Below are 16,121 nucleotides of genomic sequence, written 5' to 3'. Positions count from 1 at the left end.
GTTGGGTGAGGACATGACGGATATTGCGCAAGTCGCGGAGAAGGCCAAGGTCCACGAGGAGAAGGAAGCCGATCATCATCCCTATTTCCGTCCGAGGGATGCGGCAACGCTGATCCTGGTCGACCGCAGCGGCGCCATTCCGAAAGTGCTGGTCGGCAAGCGCCACGACAAGGTGGTGTTCATGCCCGGCAAGTTCGTCTTCCCCGGCGGACGCGTCGACAAGGCCGACTATCGCGTGCCCTGTGCTGCGCCCATCACCGCCGAACTGGAGGCCAATCTCGCCAAGGGCAGCCCAAAGACGCCGGCCTCGCGCGCGAAGTCGCTCGCCATTGCCGCGATCCGCGAGGCCTGCGAAGAAACCGGCCTCTGCCTCGGGCGGACGGCCGAGGGCAAAGTGTCAAAACTCGACGGCCCCTGGAAGCCGTTTGCCGATGCGGGCCTGCTGCCCGATCCCTCCAGCCTGTTCCTGATCGCGCGCGCGATCACCCCGCCCGGCCGCGTCAAGCGGTTCGACACGCGCTTCTTCACCGCGGACGCCTCCGCGATCGCCCACCGCGTCGACGGCGTGATCCATGCCGATGCCGAACTGGTCGAGCTGGTCTGGGTCGAGCTCGGCTCCAAGCCGCTGGCCGATTTGCATCCGATGACGCGCAACGTGCTCAACGAGCTCCACACCCGCCTTGCCACCGGCCCGCTGCGCCACGATGCGCCGGTGCCGTTCTTCCATTTCTACGGCGGCAAGATGCAGAAGGATATTTTGGGCTAAAGCATGATCCGGAAAAGTGCGCAGCGGTTTTCCGAAAAGATCATGCTTAAAACAACAACCTAAGTGCGATGACGATTCATCCTCATCGCATCGCGCTTTAGTCAGTCCGCGTCCGGCTCGGTGCCGACATAATCGCGCGTCGGCAGCTTGAGGACGCGGCCGATCTCGCTTGCGAGCTGGTCCGCCTCCTCTCGACGCGTGAAGCTCTGAAGTGTGATCGGCTCGATGCCCTTGTTGCCGCAGAGATTGACGTCGTACGTCCTCAGATCCGTATCGTAGTCGTCGATGACGCTGATGAAGTGATAGTCGGCGAGATTGCGCGACGAGCGAATGTTCAGCGGGCCGAACTGCCTGGTGATCACGATCTGGCGCAGCGTCTCGTTGAGCACGACGAAGTAGCGGAACGTCAGCAGGATGATGCCGGGGATGCCGACGAGCAGCCCGAACCCCGTGAACACCAGCACCGGCACGAGATCGTCGGCGAGCCTTCCGAAGCCGAAGAAATCCTGGCGCAGGCCGAGCGCGACATTCCACAGCAGATAGCCGCTTGCCGCCAGCAGCGGCAGCGACAGCAGCCGGCCGACCCATGGCATGGGCCGGTCGATGCGGACGATGCCGCCGTCCAAGGTCATTGCGCCGGCCATGAAGGGTCTCCTCGCGGGGTCATGGCTTGGTCGGCGCAAGCAGCGGATTGGTTCGAAGAGACGCCTCGATGCGGGGCTGGACAAGCCGCTCTGGGTCGGGCTCGGCTCAAAACCGCTCGCCAATCTGCATCCGATGACGCGCAACCTGCTCAACGCGACAGCCCGCTCCGCCGCGATGCGCCGGTGCCGTTCTTCCATTTCTATGGCGGAAAGATGCGACGAGATGTGCTAGGTGAATAAAAGAGCGCTTAAAAACAACCGGAGGATCGGATGATGCGCTTCGTAAGGCCTCTGCTCGCTTCCGTGGCGTTGTATAGCCTGCTCTCGCCGTCCGCCCATGCGGAGCTCGACGTCGCCAGGTTGAAGCAAACCATCGAGACCGCCTTCGAGAGCGAATATCCGAAGCTCGACGCGCTCTATAAGGACATCCACGCCCATCCCGAGATTGCCTTCCAGGAGGAGAAGACTGCGGCGAAACTCGCCGGCGAGATGCGTGCGATTGGTTTTGAAGTCACCGAGCACGTCGGCAAGACGGGCCTTGTTGCCATCTACAGGAACGGTGACGGTCCCACCATCATGGTTCGCACCGAGCTTGATGCGCTACCCATGGAGGAGAAGACCGGCCTGCCCTATGCCAGCCGCGACAAGCAGATCTGGCAGGGCCGCGAGACATTCGTCGCCCATAGCTGCGGCCATGACATCCACATGGCGAGCTGGGTCGGCACGGCGAAGACCCTGGTCGGCATCAAGGACCAGTGGCACGGTACGCTGATGTTCATCGCGCAGCCCGCCGAGGAAGAGGTCGCGGGCGCAAGGGCGATGATCGCCGATGGCCTGTTCACCCGCTTTCCGAAGCCCGATGCGGGATTTGCCCTGCACGACGGCAGTGGGGCCTACGGCTCCGTGACCTACAGGGTCGGGGTCGGATCGTCGAATGTCGACGGTCTCTTCATCAGATTCGTCGGCCGCGGCGGTCATGGCGCGATACCGCAGGCGACCATCGATCCCGTGATGATGGCATCGCGCTTTGTCGTCGATGTCCAGAGCGTGATCAGCCGCGAGAAGGACCCGACCGAATTCGGCCTTGTCACCATCGGCGCGATCCACGCCGGCACCGCCGGCAATGTCATCCCCGACGAGGCCAGGGTGATCGGCACGATCCGCAGCTTCAAGCCGCAGGTGCGCGCGAGGATGCTGGCCGGGATCGAGCGAACGGCGAAAGCGGTGGCGGCGATGGCGGATGCGCCTGCGCCCGAAATCCACCTCGACGAAGGCACCAAGGCGGTAGTGAACGATGCCGCGGTGGTCGGCCAGGCCGAGCGGGTGCTGAAAGCGGCCTTCGGCGACAAGCTCAACGTCAGCCCTGCGAACACGACCAGCGAAGACTATTCGGAATATGTCAACGCCGGCGTGCCGTCGATGTTCTTCAACATCGGCGTTTATGAGCCCGACCGCGTCGCCGCCGCGCGCAACGGCAGCGGCCCGCCGCTTCCCGGCAATCACTCGCCGCAATTCGCCCCGGTGCCGAAACCGACCATCCAGACCGGCGTCACCGCGATGACGCTCGCCGTGCTGAGCGCCTTCGATCAAAGGGCCCGGGGGCAGTAGCCCTCCTCGGTGTGCGCGGCTTGATGGATTCTCAGATGCGCAATTGCGCATCGTGGCTCGCGCGAAGGGGCGCGCCCCGGAATGACGCGATTGTGCTGAGCGGACATCGAAAAACGAAAAAATCTTCCCGCCTCCCCCAATGGCGCAGCTCCCCGGCGTCCCTATGTCTTTCCTCAGCGTCACCAAGAACGGACACCGGGCGATGGCACAACGGCAACTCAAGCTTGGCGCGTTCATGCGCCCGATCAGCATCCACACCGGCGCCTGGCGCTATCCCGGGGCCTGGCCTGACGCCAATTTCAACTTCTCGCACATCAAGCAGCTGATCCAGAAGCTCGAGGCCGGCAAGTTCGACGCCTTCTTCATGGCCGATCACCTCGCCGTGCTGAACATGCCGGTCAATGCGCTCAAGCGCAGCCACACCGTCACCTCCTTCGAGCCGTTCACGCTGCTGTCGGCGCTCTCGGCGGTCACCGACCGGATCGGCCTGATCGCCACCGGCTCGACCACCTTCGACGAGCCCTATCACGTCGCGCGGCGCTTCGCCTCGCTCGACCATCTCAGCGGCGGCCGCGCCGGCTGGAATATCGTCACGACATCGAACCCGGACGCGGCCCTGAATTTCGGCCTCGACGATCACATGGAGCATGCCGAGCGCTACAAGCGCGCCCGCGAGTTCTACGATGTCGTCACGGGCCTGTGGGATTCCTTCGCCGACGATGCCTTCGTGCGCGATGTCGAGAGCGGGCTATTCTTCGATCCTTCGAAAATGCATACGCTCGATCACAACGGCAAATATCTGAAGGTACGTGGCCCCCTCAACATCGCGCGTCCCGTGCAGGGCTGGCCGGTGATCGTGCAGGCCGGCGCCTCCGAGGACGGCAAGCAGCTCGCCGCCGAAACGGCGGAAGCCGTGTTCACCGGCGGCGGCAGCCTCGCCGACGGACAGAAGCTCTATGCCGACATCAAGGGCCGCATGGAGACCATCGGCCGCGATCCCGAGCATCTGAAGATCCTCCCCGGCGCCTTCGTCGTGGTCGGCGACAGCGTCGATGAGGCCAAGGAGAAACGCGCGCTGCTCGACAGCCGCGTGCATTACGATAGCGCCATCGCCTCGCTCTCGGTCATCCTCGGCACCGATGCCTCGGGCTTCGATCCGGACGGCCAATTGCCTGACATCCCCGAGACCAACGCCAGCAAGAGCGGCCGGCAGCGCATGGTCGACCTCGCCAAGCGCGACAAGCTGACGGTGCGCCAGCTCGCCCAGCGCGTCGGCGGCTATGGCGGGCTGTCCTTCGTCGGCACCGCCAAAACCATCGCCGACCAGATGGAGGAATGGCTGGTCGGGCGCGGCTCCGACGGCTTCAACATCATGTTCCCGTTCCTGCCCGCCGGGCTCGACGATTTCGTCGACAAGGTGGTCCCGGAGCTGCAGCGGCGCGGGATTTTCCGCAAAGAGTATGAAGGGCCCACTTTGAGGGAGAATCTGGGCCTGCCGCGCCCCAAAAATCGGTTCTTCGAGGGATAATCGGGCCGTTTTGGGTGGTTTCCGCCCCCTAAAACCTTGACATCAGTCGGTTTCTGGCTAGGTTGCCGGCCAACGCGGGCCGTTTGGCCGGCTCCAGATTCCCCAATTTTCTGAGGTTCAGAACATGGCCAAAGCGGTCACCATCAAGGTCAAGCTCGTGTCCTCGGCCGACACCGGCTTCTACTACACCGCCAAGAAGAATTCGCGCACCATGACCGACAAGCTGGTCAAGAAGAAGTACGACCCGGTCGCGCGCAAGCACGTCGAATTCCGCGAAGCCAAGATCAAGTAAAAGATCAAGTCAGATCGCGGACAAGCATTGAAGCGTTTTGCGGGGCCCTTTCGGGCCCCGTTTCATTTTGGCCCTCTCGTGTGTCCCGGACGCGCTGCAGCGTGCAACGCTGCTCCGCTGAGCCCGGATCCAGAACGCGACACGACACCATGCGAGACATGGGCCCCGGCTCTGCAGCGCACCGCACCGGACGATGCTTCGCATCGCCGGGAGCGCTGCGCCGCGGCCGGGGCACGAGAACGAATTGACGTGCTCCACTTTCTGACCACCATGGCCCATCATTACGCAAACGGCTCTTCAACCTTCAGTTGCTCGACCCGTAATGTCTGTTACCGTGCACTTCCCGGCACGGAATTTCCGCCCGGATTTGGGAAGGACATGGTCATGAGATTGTCATCGAGCCTTGTCGTGGTCGTCGCCCGAGGTGCGAGCTGCGCGATGCACAGCATCGCGCGGGGACCGAACGCCTCACGCCGCCTCCAACACCGGCGACGGAGGTTGCGACGGCCGGAGCAGCGCGAACGCGACCTGCACGATGCCGCCGGCCAAGCCCAGCGCCACGCCGATGCGCCAGGCCATGGTGTAGGAGCCGAGCGCGTCGTAGAGCACTCCTCCTCCGTAGGCGCCGAGGAAGCTGCCGATCTGGTGGCTCATGAAGGCGAGGCCCTGGATCATCGCCTGCCAGCGCAGGCCGAACATCTCGGCGACCGCGCCCGCGACCAGCGGCCCTACGCCCATCCAGAGGAAGCCCATGATGGCGCCGAACAGCAACGTCGAGAACGGCGTTGCCGGCAGCATGAAGTACCAGGCTAGCGCCAGCGAGCGCAGGATGTAGATCGCACCCAGCAGCGCCAGCTTGTTCCAGCGCTCGCCGGCCCAGCCGAAGAACAGCGAGCCGAGCACGTTGAAGCCGCCGATCATGCCGAGCGTCTGCGCGCTCAGCATCGGATCGAGGCCGCAGATCGCAAGATATGACGGCAGATGCGTGGTGAGGAAGACCAGCTGCATGCCGCAGACGAGATAGGCGCAGGTCATCACCACGAAGGAGGCATTGCCGAACGCGGTCCTCGCCGCGGTCGCAGCCGTGGCATCGTCGATCTCGTCGGCAGCCGGCTTCGGCAGCGGGACCTGGTCGACGCGCCCCGCGTACCACGCGGCCGGAATCATCAGCACCGACATGACGACGAAGCCGGCGAGCCCGACGCGCCAGCCAAACCCCTCATTGAGCATCTGCCCGATCGGCGCCGACAGCAGCGCGCCCAGCGAGCCCGCGCCGGAGACGATGCCGAGCACGGTGGAGCGCACCGTTGCGGGCACCGCGCGTGCCGCCACCGACATCGCGATCGCGGCCGCGGTGCAGGCGAGCGATGTGCCGATCAACACGCCGGCGCCGATCATGATGCTGACGAGGCCGTTCGCGGTCGCCATCAGAAGGAGGCCTGCGATGTACATCAGCGCGCCGACGATCATGATCGGGCGGAAGCCGTAGCGCACCGTCATCGCGCCGGCGAGCGGCTGGAGAAAGCCCCAGGCGAGGTTCTGCACTGCCAGCGCCAGCGTGAAATCCGAGATCGAAATGTGGATGTCGTGCGTCAGCGGCTGCATGAAGATGCCGAGGCTCTGCCGCAGCCCCATGCTGAGCGTCAGCATGATCGAGGCGCCGATCAGGATGGGCAATGTCGGACGCAGGACCTGCAACAGGGGCATATTCTTCTCCCTCGCGGACACGGCGCAAATGCCGTCGTCTGAAATATCGGTTGATTTTGGTTACACAGACCTGTGTACTTAGGCTATGTAGGACCCCAGCTGTCAAGCCAAGAGGATGCGCGTCGCCGCATGGCTCCCCCGCCCGCCCCACAGACGATGAAAGAGCGGATCCTTCAGACCGCCGACAAGCTGTTCTATCTGCAGGGCATTCGCGCCATCGGCGTCGACACCATTGCGGCCGAGATCGGCATCTCCAAGCGCACGCTCTACAACCACTTCCCGTCCAAGGACGCGCTGATCACCGCCTATCTGGAACGCCGCTTCGTGAGCGCGCGGCCCTCCGACAAGCCGCCGGCCGAGCAGATCCTTGCGACGTTTGATTCGCTGGAGCGGCGGTTTGCGGCCAAGGACTTTCGCGGCTGCCCGTTCGTGAACGCGGTTGCCGAGCTGGGCCCTCAGGACCGCGCCGTGAAGAAGATCGCGGTCGCCTTCAAGGAGAGCCGCCGCCTCTGGTTTCGCGACCGCCTGAACGAGCTCGGTGTGACCGATGCGGATGGGCTCGCAACGCAGCTGGTGCTGCTGGTCGACGGCTCGATCGCGCAGGACCTCGTCCGCGACGATCCGGCGATGGCGCGTGCGGCGAAGGAAGCGGCGAAGGTGCTGCTGCGGAATGCGGGGGTGGATGTGGGCGGGGAAGCGAAGCCGGCGATGAAACGGGGCAAGAGAGTGGTCCAGCATCCCTGAGGGAGTGGAATGGCACTCCTCAGGGACGAATTGAACCTTGCCTATCATCGCGCATTGAAGACGCATCACCGATCAATGGCTCGTCCTGCAGACGTCGGTGGCTGAGAGACCGCTTTTGCGCTCCCCTGCCAGCCATGAGAGGGGCAAAGATGGCCCACCCGTTCGGCGTCGAACACTTCCCGATCGCACCCGCCTCGATCCCGCCGATGGCACCTCTCAAGGCCGCGAGCGGGAGATTGGCTGATTTAGTCCTCGGCTCACTCTTCTTTGCCACCATAACCATCGCGATGTCCGGCTGGCTGTACGTGCTCTTTTTGCTTGTCCACGCTGTCGCAGCCTGGCTGCTGGCGTAGTAGCCGCTCCCTTGAGGGCTGGACCTTAGGAACCTTGAGGCCATGGGCTGATTGAACGCCCATGCCAATTTACCCCTTCGATATCCACCATGACGGCGGCGTTTTTATCGGTGACGAAGGGGCCGAAGTTACCGATCTGAGCGCTGCCGAGACGCGAGCTCTTGAGCTCTAGGCCAAGCTATTCTCGATCACGCCCGTCACCGCAGGACAGGCTTCACCAAGATCGAGGTCAGAGACGGCGGAGGCCGGGTCGTGGCATCAACCTCCGCCACAGTCTCTCTGGAACGCTTGATCCCCTGAAGGGATGCGGTCACCGCTCAATGTGAGCAAAATTGACCACCCTGCAAAGACCGCATATGCGACATTTTTCCGCTTATCGCATATCAGCAGAAGGCGGAGATCGAAATGCTCCCGCCTTCTTGGATCGGAGACGGTAATGGGAAACAAGCCAGGGCCTTTGTCAGAAACCGGGCCGACGATTTTGGAGCACTATATGCGCGCCGCGCGTGAGGACATGGACGGTCCCGCACTCCTCAAGTTGCTGAAAAAGCTTGAGGACGAGATAGCAAGGCGGGGGCGGCTTGCTTGAAAGGAGCGGAGATAAACACCGCCGTGGAATGTCGAGAGGCACGCGATCACAGAGGAAGAGCGATCAGCCGAGGCTAACACACTAGCGAGCGCAGGACTTTTCGGTTTTATTCTCGCCCTTTGCATGTTCGGAGGAGGCTTCACGTTAGTGGCTGCAGGATTTTGCTATCTGGCCCAGTTTGGCGCGACTAATCCCGCGATGCAGACGCAATTCATCGGCTAGCGCCCCAAGCGCTCCTGAGAGGAGTGGACTGCACAGGTCAGTCCCGTAACCCCACGCGCCCCGTCACGCCGGAGCTGTTTTGCCCGGGCCGCCGAGGCCCGGAAGCAATGTCTGGCGATTTCTCTCTGGCCGGACTCTTGCTGCCGCATCGGGACAGACCGTGATGCTTCGTTACACTCCTGTATTGCCCGGACGCGTCGAACGGCGCGCTCCTCCGCACGAGCGATTTCGCTGCCCTCGCCTAACCTATTGATCGAGCTAACGCCGGCTACTGTGCATGGGGTTGTTTTCGCGATTTTGCGCAGCCGGACCTTACGCCGCCTGCGATACCACCCGATTACGCCCGTCGTGCTTGGCGCGGTAGAGCGCGGTGTCGGCGCGCTTGAGCACGTCGGCGACCGCCTCGCCCTTCTGCTCCAGCGTGGTCAGGCCGATCGAGATCGTGACCTCGATGCGCTTCGCCCCTTTGTGAATCGCGAACGGCTCGCCCGCGATCGAGCGGCGCAGGCGCTCGGCGACCATGCCGGCGACGTGGAGATCGGTCTCCGGCATGACGATGACGAACTCCTCGCCGCCGTAGCGGCAGGCCAGATCAATGCCGCGGATCGACTTGCGCACCCGCACCGCGAACTCGCGCAGCACGTCGTCGCCGGCGTCGTGGCCGTAATTGTCGTTGATGGACTTGAAGAAGTCGATGTCCAGGATCATCAGCGCCAGCGGCTTGCCGCGGGTCGCGGCCTGCTCGGCGAGCGTCGCCAGATGGCTCTCCATGTAGCGGCGATTGTGCAGGCCGGTGAGCGCGTCCGTGATCGCCATCTCGATCGAGTTCTGCACGTTGTCGCGCAGATGATCGGTATAGCGGCGGCGGCGGATCTGGGTGCGGGCCCGCGCCAAGAGCTCGATCTTGTCGATGGGACGCAGCAGATAGTCGTTGACGCCGATCTCGAGGCCGCGGAGCAGCCGCGTCGAGTTCTCGGGGTCCGCGATCGCCAGGATCGGCACATGGCGCGTGCGCTCCAGCGAGCGCGCCTGGCTGCACAGGCGGAGGCCGTCGAAATTGTTGAGGTCGAGCGAGACGATCAGCAAATCGTAATTGCCCTCGGCGGCGTGGAACAGCGCCTCCGTCGGGTTCGGCTCGACGTCGATGGTGTGCTCGGCGGCGAGGATCGTGGCCAGCCGCTCGTAGGAGGACGGACGGTCGTCGACCAGCAGGATGCGGCCGCCCTTGCCGGTGTCGGCCACGGCGCTGCGCTCGGGCGCCTGCATGCCGATCTCGAGCGAGGTGATGGCGCGCATGCGCAGCTCATCGGTCATCATCTTCAGCCGCGTCAGCGAGCGCACCCGCGCGATCAGCACGACGTCGGAAACGGGTTTGGTCAGGAAATCATCCGCGCCCGCTTCCAGCCCGCGATTGCGGTCGGACGGACTGTCGAGCGCCGTCACCATGACGACAGGAATGTGGTGCGTCGCCGGATCGGTCTTGAGGCGGCGGCAGACTTCAAAGCCGTCGATGTCGGGCATCATCACGTCGAGCAGGATGATGTCGCATTCGGCGCGTTGACAGATCGCAAGCGCCTCGGTGCCGTTCGAGGCGGTCATCACGTCGAAATATTCGGCAGAGAGGCGGGCCTCGAGCAGCTTGACGTTGGCAGGGACGTCATCGACGACCAGGATACGCGCGGACACTGTGAACTCACTTCCTATCCGATGAAACGCCGGACCGTCTCAATGAATTTGCCGACCGAGATCGGCTTGGACAAATAGGCCTCGCAGCCGCCCTCGCGGATGCGCTCTTCGTCGCCCTTCATCGCGAACGCCGTGACCGCGACGACGGGAATGGAACGCAGCTCCGGATCGTCCTTGATCCAGCGCGTCACCTCGAGCCCGGAGACCTGCGGCAATTGGATATCCATCAGCACGAGGTCGGGCCGCATCTTGCGAACGAGGTCGAGCGCCTCGTAGCCGTTGCTGGTGCCGGAGGTCTGGTAGCCGTGCGCCTCCAACAGGTCGCGGAAGAGCTTCATGTTGAGCTCGTTGTCTTCCACGATCAGGACGGTCTTAGCCATCCCGCCCTCCTGATTGGTCCGCAGACCCATACATGTAACGCCTCAGGCGCCGCTCGCCGGCGCTTCGAAAACTGGATTCAAACTAGCCTCAGATTCGCTTGAGTTTCGTTAAACCCGAGGGTCGACTTTCTGCGATGTGGTTTCCAGTTGCTTGCCTGGGGTCGGAAGACTCAGGGCCGAGACTCGGGCATGATGATTCCAAATTAGAGACCGAAAGTTAACGGAAAGGCAAACCGTCCCCTTGAAAAAGCCTGTTCACAACCCCCGCGAAGTCGCTGAAATCGTTGCGATTCAGGCGCTCTCTTTCGTTGCGAGCGATCCCGAGCGGCTGGGCCTGTTTCTCGCCGAGACGGGGGTCGGTCCGGAGACCCTGCGCAATGCCGCCGCGGACCCCAATTTTCTGCTCAGCGTGCTCGATTTCGTGCTGCGCGATGACGCCACCGTGAAGGCCTTTGCCTCGACCGCGGAACTGCATCCGACCAACGTCGCAGCGGCGCGGCAGGTCCTCGGCGACGCGCTCGGCGACCCCTCCTGGGAGCGCGACGTGCCGTGACCGCCCCTGATACGGCCGGGCCCCGCTGCTTCTGCCGGGACTGTCTGGCCGATCTGGACATGGGCGTGAGGCGCTGTTCCGCCTGCGGTTCCCCTCGCCTCGTCCGTCACCGCGCGCTCGCAGGCCTGACCATCGCCCACATCGACTGCGACGCCTTCTATGCGACGGTCGAGAAGCGCGACAATCCTGACATTGCCGACAAGCCGGTCATCATTGGCGGAGGAAAACGCGGCGTGGTGTCGGCCGCCTGCTACGTCGCTCGCACCTACGGCGTGCGCTCCGCCATGCCGATGTTCAAGGCGTTGGAGGCCTGCCCGCACGCGACCGTGATCCCGCCGGATATGGCCAAATATGTCCGCGTCGGCCGCGAGGTGCGCCAGGCCATGCAGGCGCTGACGCCGCTGGTCGAGCCGCTGTCGATCGACGAGGCGTTCCTCGATCTCTCCGGCACCGAACGGGTCCACGGCATGATCCCGGCAAAAGTGCTGGCGCGCTTTGCCCGCAACGTCGAGCGGGACATCGGCATCTCCGTCTCGGTCGGCCTGTCCTGCAACAAGTTTTTGGCCAAGATCGCCTCCGACCTCGACAAGCCCCGGGGCTTCGCCGCGCTCGACCAGGAGGAAGCGCGATCGATGCTTGCCGACAAGCCCGTCGGCTTCATCTTCGGCGTCGGACCGGCCACGCAGGAGCGGCTGGTGCAGCGCGGTTTCCGCATCATCGCCGATCTGCAAAAGGCCGACGAGATCGAGATGATGCGGCAGTTTCCGAGCGACGGCCGCAGGCTATGGCGGCTCGCGCGCGGCATCGACGACCGCCGCGTCGAGCCTGATCGGGGCGCCAAGACGATTTCAAGCGAAACCACCTTCGAGACCGACATCCGCGATTTCGCGACGCTGGAGAAGATCCTGTGGCGGCTGTGCGAGAAGACATCGTCACGGCTCAAGAGCAGCGAACTCGCCGGCTCGACCGTCACGCTGAAGCTGAAGACCGCCGATTTCCGCCAGCGCACGCGCTCGCAATCGATCGCGGCCCCGACCCAGCTCGCCGCAAAGATCTTCTCGATCTGCCGCGAGATGCTGGCCAAGGAGATCGACGGCACCGCCTTCCGCCTGATGGGCGCCGGCGTCAGCGCGCTGCGCGAGGGCTCGCCCGCCGACGACACCGACATGCTCGACCGCCGCGCCGCCCACGCCGAGCGCGCCGTCGACAGCCTGCGCAAGAAATTCGGCAGCGCGGCGGTGATCCGCGGGATCGCGTATGAGGGCCCCGAAACAGGACAGCCCGAGTGATCGAGACCTGCTCAACTCAATCGCGTTCGAATATCCGCGCACCCGGATAGACGCGCCGGGCATATTGAACGACCAGCTGCCGATCCTGCGTTTCCAGGAACGGAGTTCGGATCTGACAAGACCCGACAATGAGGTGCCACAAACCGTTGAGCTTTCGAATGACGACATTCATTGAGCTTCCTCGTAGTGACCCGAGTGGACTCAAATTGTAAGAATCCGCCGCCGTTACTCAATTGTACCAGCGTAAGGTCGGCGTATGAGAAGGATTAGAGGAGATATACAAAGGTATGTTGGCCATGGCTTCAGGGGTTGGCCCGTGACAGGGGAACGCGATCTCGACGCGCTGCTGAGCAACATGAAGCCGGAGATGCTGAACGGCACCTTCGTGTTCTGCGCGATACCGCAGAACGAGTCCGTGCCCGCAGGGCTCAATCCGCTGCTGACATTTCGCGAGCAGGAAGGCACGACGCTGGTGATCTCTCGCGAAGAGGCCGAAGCGGCGGGGCTGCGCTACGCGTTCCCCTCGCGCCTGATCACCCTGACGGTTCACTCGGCACTCGACGCGGTGGGCTTCTTGGCCGCGATCACGGCCCGTCTCGCTGAAGCCGGCATCAGCGTGAACGCGGTGTCGGCCTTCCACCACGACCATCTGCTTGTACCCGACGACAGGGCCGACGAAGCGATGGCTGTTCTTCACGGGATTTCGAGCGAGAGGCACTTGTAGCCCGGCGGCAGGCTTCCCGGATTGCGCTGCACTCCATCCGGGCTACGAAAATCAATCCGCGACGGCGATCGCCTCGATCTCGATCAGCCATTCCGGCGCGGCGAGCGCGGAGACGCCGACCAGGGTCGAGGCCGGCGGCTCCATGCCTTCGAAGAAGGCCGAGCGGGCCTTGCCGATGATGGGGCGCAGCTCCGGCTTGTAGTTCACGACGAAGGTCGTGATCTTCACGATGTTGGAATAGCTCGCGCCGGCTGCCTTCAGCGCGTGTCCGAGATTCTGCATCACCTGCGTGGTCTGCGCGGCGATATCGCCCTCGCCGACGATCCGCCCCTCCTCGTCGGTCGAGACCTGTCCCGAAATGTAGATGGTGCGCGCGCCGGTCGCGGTGACGACGTGGGAATAGGCGGGATTGTGATGCAGGCCGCTGGGACGGAGATGATCGAGCTTGGGCATGGGTTGCCTCCCTGGGGTTTTTGGTTGGGAGGGAGCGTAGCTGGTGAGGGACGGGAGAGCCAGCCCCGTCATTGCGAGGAGCTCTTGCGACGAAGCAATCCAGACTGCCAGCCGCAGAGGGATTCTGGATTGCTTCGCTACACTCGCAATGACGGAGGAGAGAGCATGACCCCCTCAATTACAGGGCTTGCTGTCCTTGACGTCGAACTTGCCCATCGCGCCGGAAATGACAAAGTCGTTGTAATCGAGCACGAGCTGGCGCGAGACGCCGTTTTCGTAGAGCTCGAACGCCATCGCATAGACCGGCGTCTGCTCGCCCTCTTTCTGCTGGGCCTCGCGGTCGAAATAGCTGACCGTGACGGGCCAGCGCTTGAGCGATTTCATGTGCTCGTCGGAGGTCGACGGATCCGGCGCGGCGGCGCGGTCGGCGGGGATCGGCTGGCCGATCACGGTCAGCGTGTTGTAGACCTTCTGGCCGTCGTCGGAGCCGTCATAGACGGAGAGCTCGAGCAGCGGCTTGCCGTCCTTGGCGGCGGCGATGATGCGCTGGATCTGCTCGGTCGGGAATACGATCTTGCCGTCGAGGGTGAAATTCTTCGGCGCCGGCAGCTTCAGCTTGACGTTGATGTGGTCCCCGTCGCGCTCGGCCGAGCCATCGACGCGGCCGGCATCGGCCTCGTTCATGCGAGTCTCGATCTTGAAGCGATAGCTTTTGCCCGCGGCGTCTTCCCAGGAGTTGGAGCGGAGGTCGCTCAGCGTGACCTTGCCCTCCCCGCTGTCGAGCTCGGACACCTGGCGGAATTCGGAGGTGTAGCCCTCGCACGAGCTTCCGGTGAAGTTGTAGAGGATGCGCCCGCGCGCGCTATTGACCGAATTGGAGCGCGATTTCACCAAGCTGAGATCGTAAAGCGCCTGGTGCGCAAGGAACGGACCGTTGGCGGCCTGCGCGCCGTCGGCGAGGCCTAAACCGGCCGCCGCGAGCGCCATTACACCGAGCGAAGTCCGGAAAAGGTGCACCATGTCTGTTCCTTGGGGACGCGTCCTTGAGATGCGCAGATTCGACATTTTAATGACCGTTCCATTGCGTCGCAACTGAGGCCGTTTCACGTAAAGTTGCGGCCCTGCCGTTGAACCTGCGGCCTCGCCTCGGCAAAAGGCAGCCGCTGCGGGTTGCTTGCATGTGGCGGCACGATGGGCGAAACAGGGCGCGGCCGGCCTCCCACGGATGCGCCGGGGCGAATGGAATTTCTGGACAACGAGGTCGAACATGGCGGGCACGGTCGAGCAAAAGCTGGCGGAACAGGGCATCAAGCTGCATGAGGCCCCCACGCCCGTGGCCAATTACGTCCCGTTCGTGCGCACCGGTAATTTGCTGTTCGTCTCCGGCCAGGTCTGCTTCGACCCCGCCGGCAAGCTGATCGCCAAGGGCAAGCTGGGCGCCGGCGTCTCGATCGAAGACGGCGCGGCGGCGGCCCGAGGCTGCGCGGTCAATTTGCTGGCCCAGGTCAAGGCGGCGCTCGGCGACCTCGACAAGGTCGTGCGCGTGGTGCGCCTTGGCGGCTTCATCAACTCGGCCCCCGATTTCCTGGATGGGCCGAAGGTCCTGAACGGCGCCTCCGACCTGATGGTCGCCGCCTTCGGTGACAAGGGCCGCCATGCCCGCACCACCGTCGGCGTCGCCTCGTTGCCGGCAGACGCGGCGGTCGAGGTCGAAGGCGTGTTCGAGGTCGCCTGACGGACAATGCGCGCTCCTGATTGGCTGACAGCCCGGCCGGTCGCCCATCGCGGCCTGCATGACATTTCCCGTGGCATCGTCGAGAACATGCCGGGCGCGGTGCAGGCTGCGATCGCAGGCAATTTTTCGATCGAGGTCGACATCCAACTCTCGGCCGACGGCGAGGCCATGGTGCATCACGACCATGCGCTGGGCCGCCTCACCGAGGCCACCGGCGAGGTCGTGTCGAAGACCGCCGCGGAGCTGAAGGCCGTCAAATTCAAGGACACCGACGAGCGGATGATGTCGCTGTCCGACCTCTGCGCCATGGTCGCCGGCCGCGTGCCCCTTGTGATCGAGGTGAAGAGCCATTTTGGCGGCGACCGCAAGCTGGTGAAGCGGATGGCCGAGGTGCTGGCGTCCTATGACGGCCCCGCCGTCGGCATGTCGTTCGATCCCGACCAGGTGCTGGCACTGCGCGAGCTGCTGCCCTCCCGCCCGCGCGGCATCGTCGCGCAGCGGACCTATGAGGACGACTATTGGGCCAAGCTCACGCAGCCGCAGCGCGATAGCATGCTGTACCTGCGCCACGGCTTTCAGACCCAGCCCCATTTCGTCGCCTTCAGGGTCGACGACCTCCCGGCCCCCGCCCCCTGGATCGCCCGCAATCTGTTCGGCTGCGCCCTGCTCGGCTGGACGGTCCGCACCCCGGAGCAGCGGACGCGGGTCGGGCAATATGCCGACCAGATGATCTTTGAGGGGTTCGTGCCGTAGGGCACGCTCGTGTCTCGGACAAGCTGCAACGCTTCGGCGTTGCGGCGCAGAGCCGGAACCAATCTGTCCGCGAGCGCGCTGCCACATGGGCCCCG

Annotated in this window: 18 protein-coding genes and 1 pseudogene; 12 read left to right on the top strand and 7 right to left on the bottom strand. The window is 64.1% G+C overall.

The features are described from left to right. Positions 1-13: 13 nt before the first annotated feature. Entirely contained in the window at positions 14-766 is a 753-nt protein-coding gene (locus tag XH81_RS06995; protein WP_028143946.1) for an NUDIX hydrolase, read from the top strand. A gap of 101 nt (positions 767-867) precedes the next feature. On the opposite strand, the gene XH81_RS06990 is transcribed toward XH81_RS06995, so the two are convergent. Next, positions 868-1,410 carry a hypothetical protein gene (locus XH81_RS06990; protein WP_028143947.1) on the bottom strand — a complete coding sequence of 181 codons (543 nt, stop codon included), beginning with the start codon at positions 1,408-1,410 and terminating at the stop codon, positions 868-870. A 67-nt stretch (positions 1,411-1,477) separates the two neighbouring features. On the opposite strand from XH81_RS06990, the pseudogene XH81_RS06985 reads away from it, so the two are divergent. From XH81_RS06985 to rpmG, 4 genes and pseudogenes are all read left to right on the top strand, one after another. Continuing rightward, a pseudogene (locus tag XH81_RS06985) lies at positions 1,478-1,650 on the top strand (NUDIX hydrolase); the annotation flags it as partial. Positions 1,651-1,680: 30 nt separating this feature from the next. Continuing rightward, entirely contained in the window at positions 1,681-3,018 is a 1,338-nt protein-coding gene (locus tag XH81_RS06980) for an amidohydrolase (RefSeq protein ID WP_028143949.1), read from the top strand. 202 nt (positions 3,019-3,220) lie between these two features. Further along, positions 3,221-4,546 carry an LLM class flavin-dependent oxidoreductase gene (locus XH81_RS06975; protein ID WP_028143950.1) on the top strand — a complete coding sequence of 442 codons (1,326 nt, stop codon included), beginning with the start codon at positions 3,221-3,223 and terminating at the stop codon, positions 4,544-4,546. A gap of 124 nt (positions 4,547-4,670) precedes the next feature. Then, the gene (gene rpmG / locus XH81_RS06970; protein WP_008139339.1) at positions 4,671-4,838 is read left to right on the top strand and encodes a 50S ribosomal protein L33; all 168 of its coding nucleotides are present in this window, start codon (positions 4,671-4,673) and stop codon (positions 4,836-4,838) included. A 468-nt stretch (positions 4,839-5,306) separates the two neighbouring features. On the opposite strand, the gene XH81_RS06965 is transcribed toward rpmG, so the two are convergent. Next, the gene (locus XH81_RS06965) at positions 5,307-6,545 is read right to left on the bottom strand and encodes an MFS transporter (protein ID WP_028143951.1); all 1,239 of its coding nucleotides are present in this window, start codon (positions 6,543-6,545) and stop codon (positions 5,307-5,309) included. A 129-nt stretch (positions 6,546-6,674) separates the two neighbouring features. Between XH81_RS06965 and XH81_RS06960 the strand changes: the two genes are divergently transcribed. Together XH81_RS06960 and XH81_RS06955 are read left to right on the top strand one after the other, a co-directional pair. Then, positions 6,675-7,289, top strand: coding sequence for a TetR/AcrR family transcriptional regulator (locus tag XH81_RS06960; RefSeq protein ID WP_028143952.1), 615 nt, complete (start codon positions 6,675-6,677; stop codon positions 7,287-7,289). Between the two features lie 149 nt (positions 7,290-7,438). Beyond that, positions 7,439-7,642, top strand: a complete 204-nt coding sequence (locus XH81_RS06955; protein WP_038972441.1) for a hypothetical protein — start codon at positions 7,439-7,441, stop codon at positions 7,640-7,642. A gap of 1,123 nt (positions 7,643-8,765) precedes the next feature. Here XH81_RS06955 and XH81_RS06950 read toward each other — a convergent pair. Beyond that, positions 8,766-10,139 (bottom strand): PleD family two-component system response regulator, encoded by a 1,374-nt coding sequence (locus tag XH81_RS06950; protein WP_028143954.1) that lies wholly within the window; start codon positions 10,137-10,139, stop codon positions 8,766-8,768. 14 nt (positions 10,140-10,153) lie between these two features. Then, positions 10,154-10,519 (bottom strand): response regulator, encoded by a 366-nt coding sequence (locus XH81_RS06945; protein ID WP_008130064.1) that lies wholly within the window; start codon positions 10,517-10,519, stop codon positions 10,154-10,156. 241 nt (positions 10,520-10,760) lie between these two features. On the opposite strand from XH81_RS06945, the gene XH81_RS06940 reads away from it, so the two are divergent. Together XH81_RS06940 and XH81_RS06935 are read left to right on the top strand one after the other, a co-directional pair. Then, positions 10,761-11,072, top strand: a complete 312-nt coding sequence (locus XH81_RS06940; RefSeq protein ID WP_018321125.1) for a DUF3572 domain-containing protein — start codon at positions 10,761-10,763, stop codon at positions 11,070-11,072. Then, positions 11,069-12,361 (top strand): DNA polymerase IV, encoded by a 1,293-nt coding sequence (locus XH81_RS06935; protein ID WP_028143955.1) that lies wholly within the window; start codon positions 11,069-11,071, stop codon positions 12,359-12,361. The genes XH81_RS06940 and XH81_RS06935 overlap by 4 nt, the downstream gene beginning before the upstream one ends. Positions 12,362-12,377: 16 nt before the next feature. Here the strand turns inward: XH81_RS06935 and XH81_RS06930 are convergent, their stop codons facing one another. Continuing rightward, positions 12,378-12,533 (bottom strand): hypothetical protein, encoded by a 156-nt coding sequence (locus tag XH81_RS06930; RefSeq protein ID WP_162832276.1) that lies wholly within the window; start codon positions 12,531-12,533, stop codon positions 12,378-12,380. 144 nt (positions 12,534-12,677) lie between these two features. On the opposite strand from XH81_RS06930, the gene XH81_RS06925 reads away from it, so the two are divergent. After that, positions 12,678-13,085, top strand: a complete 408-nt coding sequence (locus tag XH81_RS06925; RefSeq protein WP_028143957.1) for an ACT domain-containing protein — start codon at positions 12,678-12,680, stop codon at positions 13,083-13,085. Between the two features lie 51 nt (positions 13,086-13,136). Here XH81_RS06925 and XH81_RS06920 read toward each other — a convergent pair whose 3' ends face one another. Together XH81_RS06920 and XH81_RS06915 are read right to left on the bottom strand one after the other, a co-directional pair. Then, positions 13,137-13,538 carry a RidA family protein gene (locus XH81_RS06920; RefSeq protein ID WP_028143958.1) on the bottom strand — a complete coding sequence of 134 codons (402 nt, stop codon included), beginning with the start codon at positions 13,536-13,538 and terminating at the stop codon, positions 13,137-13,139. A gap of 174 nt (positions 13,539-13,712) precedes the next feature. Next, positions 13,713-14,558 (bottom strand): cell envelope integrity EipB family protein, encoded by an 846-nt coding sequence (locus XH81_RS06915; protein ID WP_028143959.1) that lies wholly within the window; start codon positions 14,556-14,558, stop codon positions 13,713-13,715. 247 nt (positions 14,559-14,805) lie between these two features. On the opposite strand from XH81_RS06915, the gene XH81_RS06910 reads away from it, so the two are divergent. Together XH81_RS06910 and XH81_RS06905 are read left to right on the top strand one after the other, a co-directional pair. Beyond that, on the top strand, positions 14,806-15,273 hold the full coding sequence (locus tag XH81_RS06910) for a RidA family protein (RefSeq protein ID WP_014494672.1): 468 nt from the start codon (positions 14,806-14,808) through the stop codon (positions 15,271-15,273). A gap of 6 nt (positions 15,274-15,279) precedes the next feature. Then, positions 15,280-16,026: a glycerophosphodiester phosphodiesterase gene (locus tag XH81_RS06905; RefSeq protein ID WP_028143960.1), complete on the top strand. Its 747-nt coding sequence runs from the start codon at positions 15,280-15,282 to the stop codon at positions 16,024-16,026. Positions 16,027-16,121 lie beyond the last annotated feature (95 nt).

The organism is Bradyrhizobium sp. CCBAU 25360, from assembly GCF_028128695.1.
In the GTDB taxonomy this organism is placed as follows: Bacteria; Pseudomonadota; Alphaproteobacteria; order Rhizobiales; family Xanthobacteraceae; genus Bradyrhizobium; species Bradyrhizobium ottawaense.
Note: the sequence above shows the minus strand (reverse complement) of the source record. Positions and strands in the feature narration are given on the sequence as shown.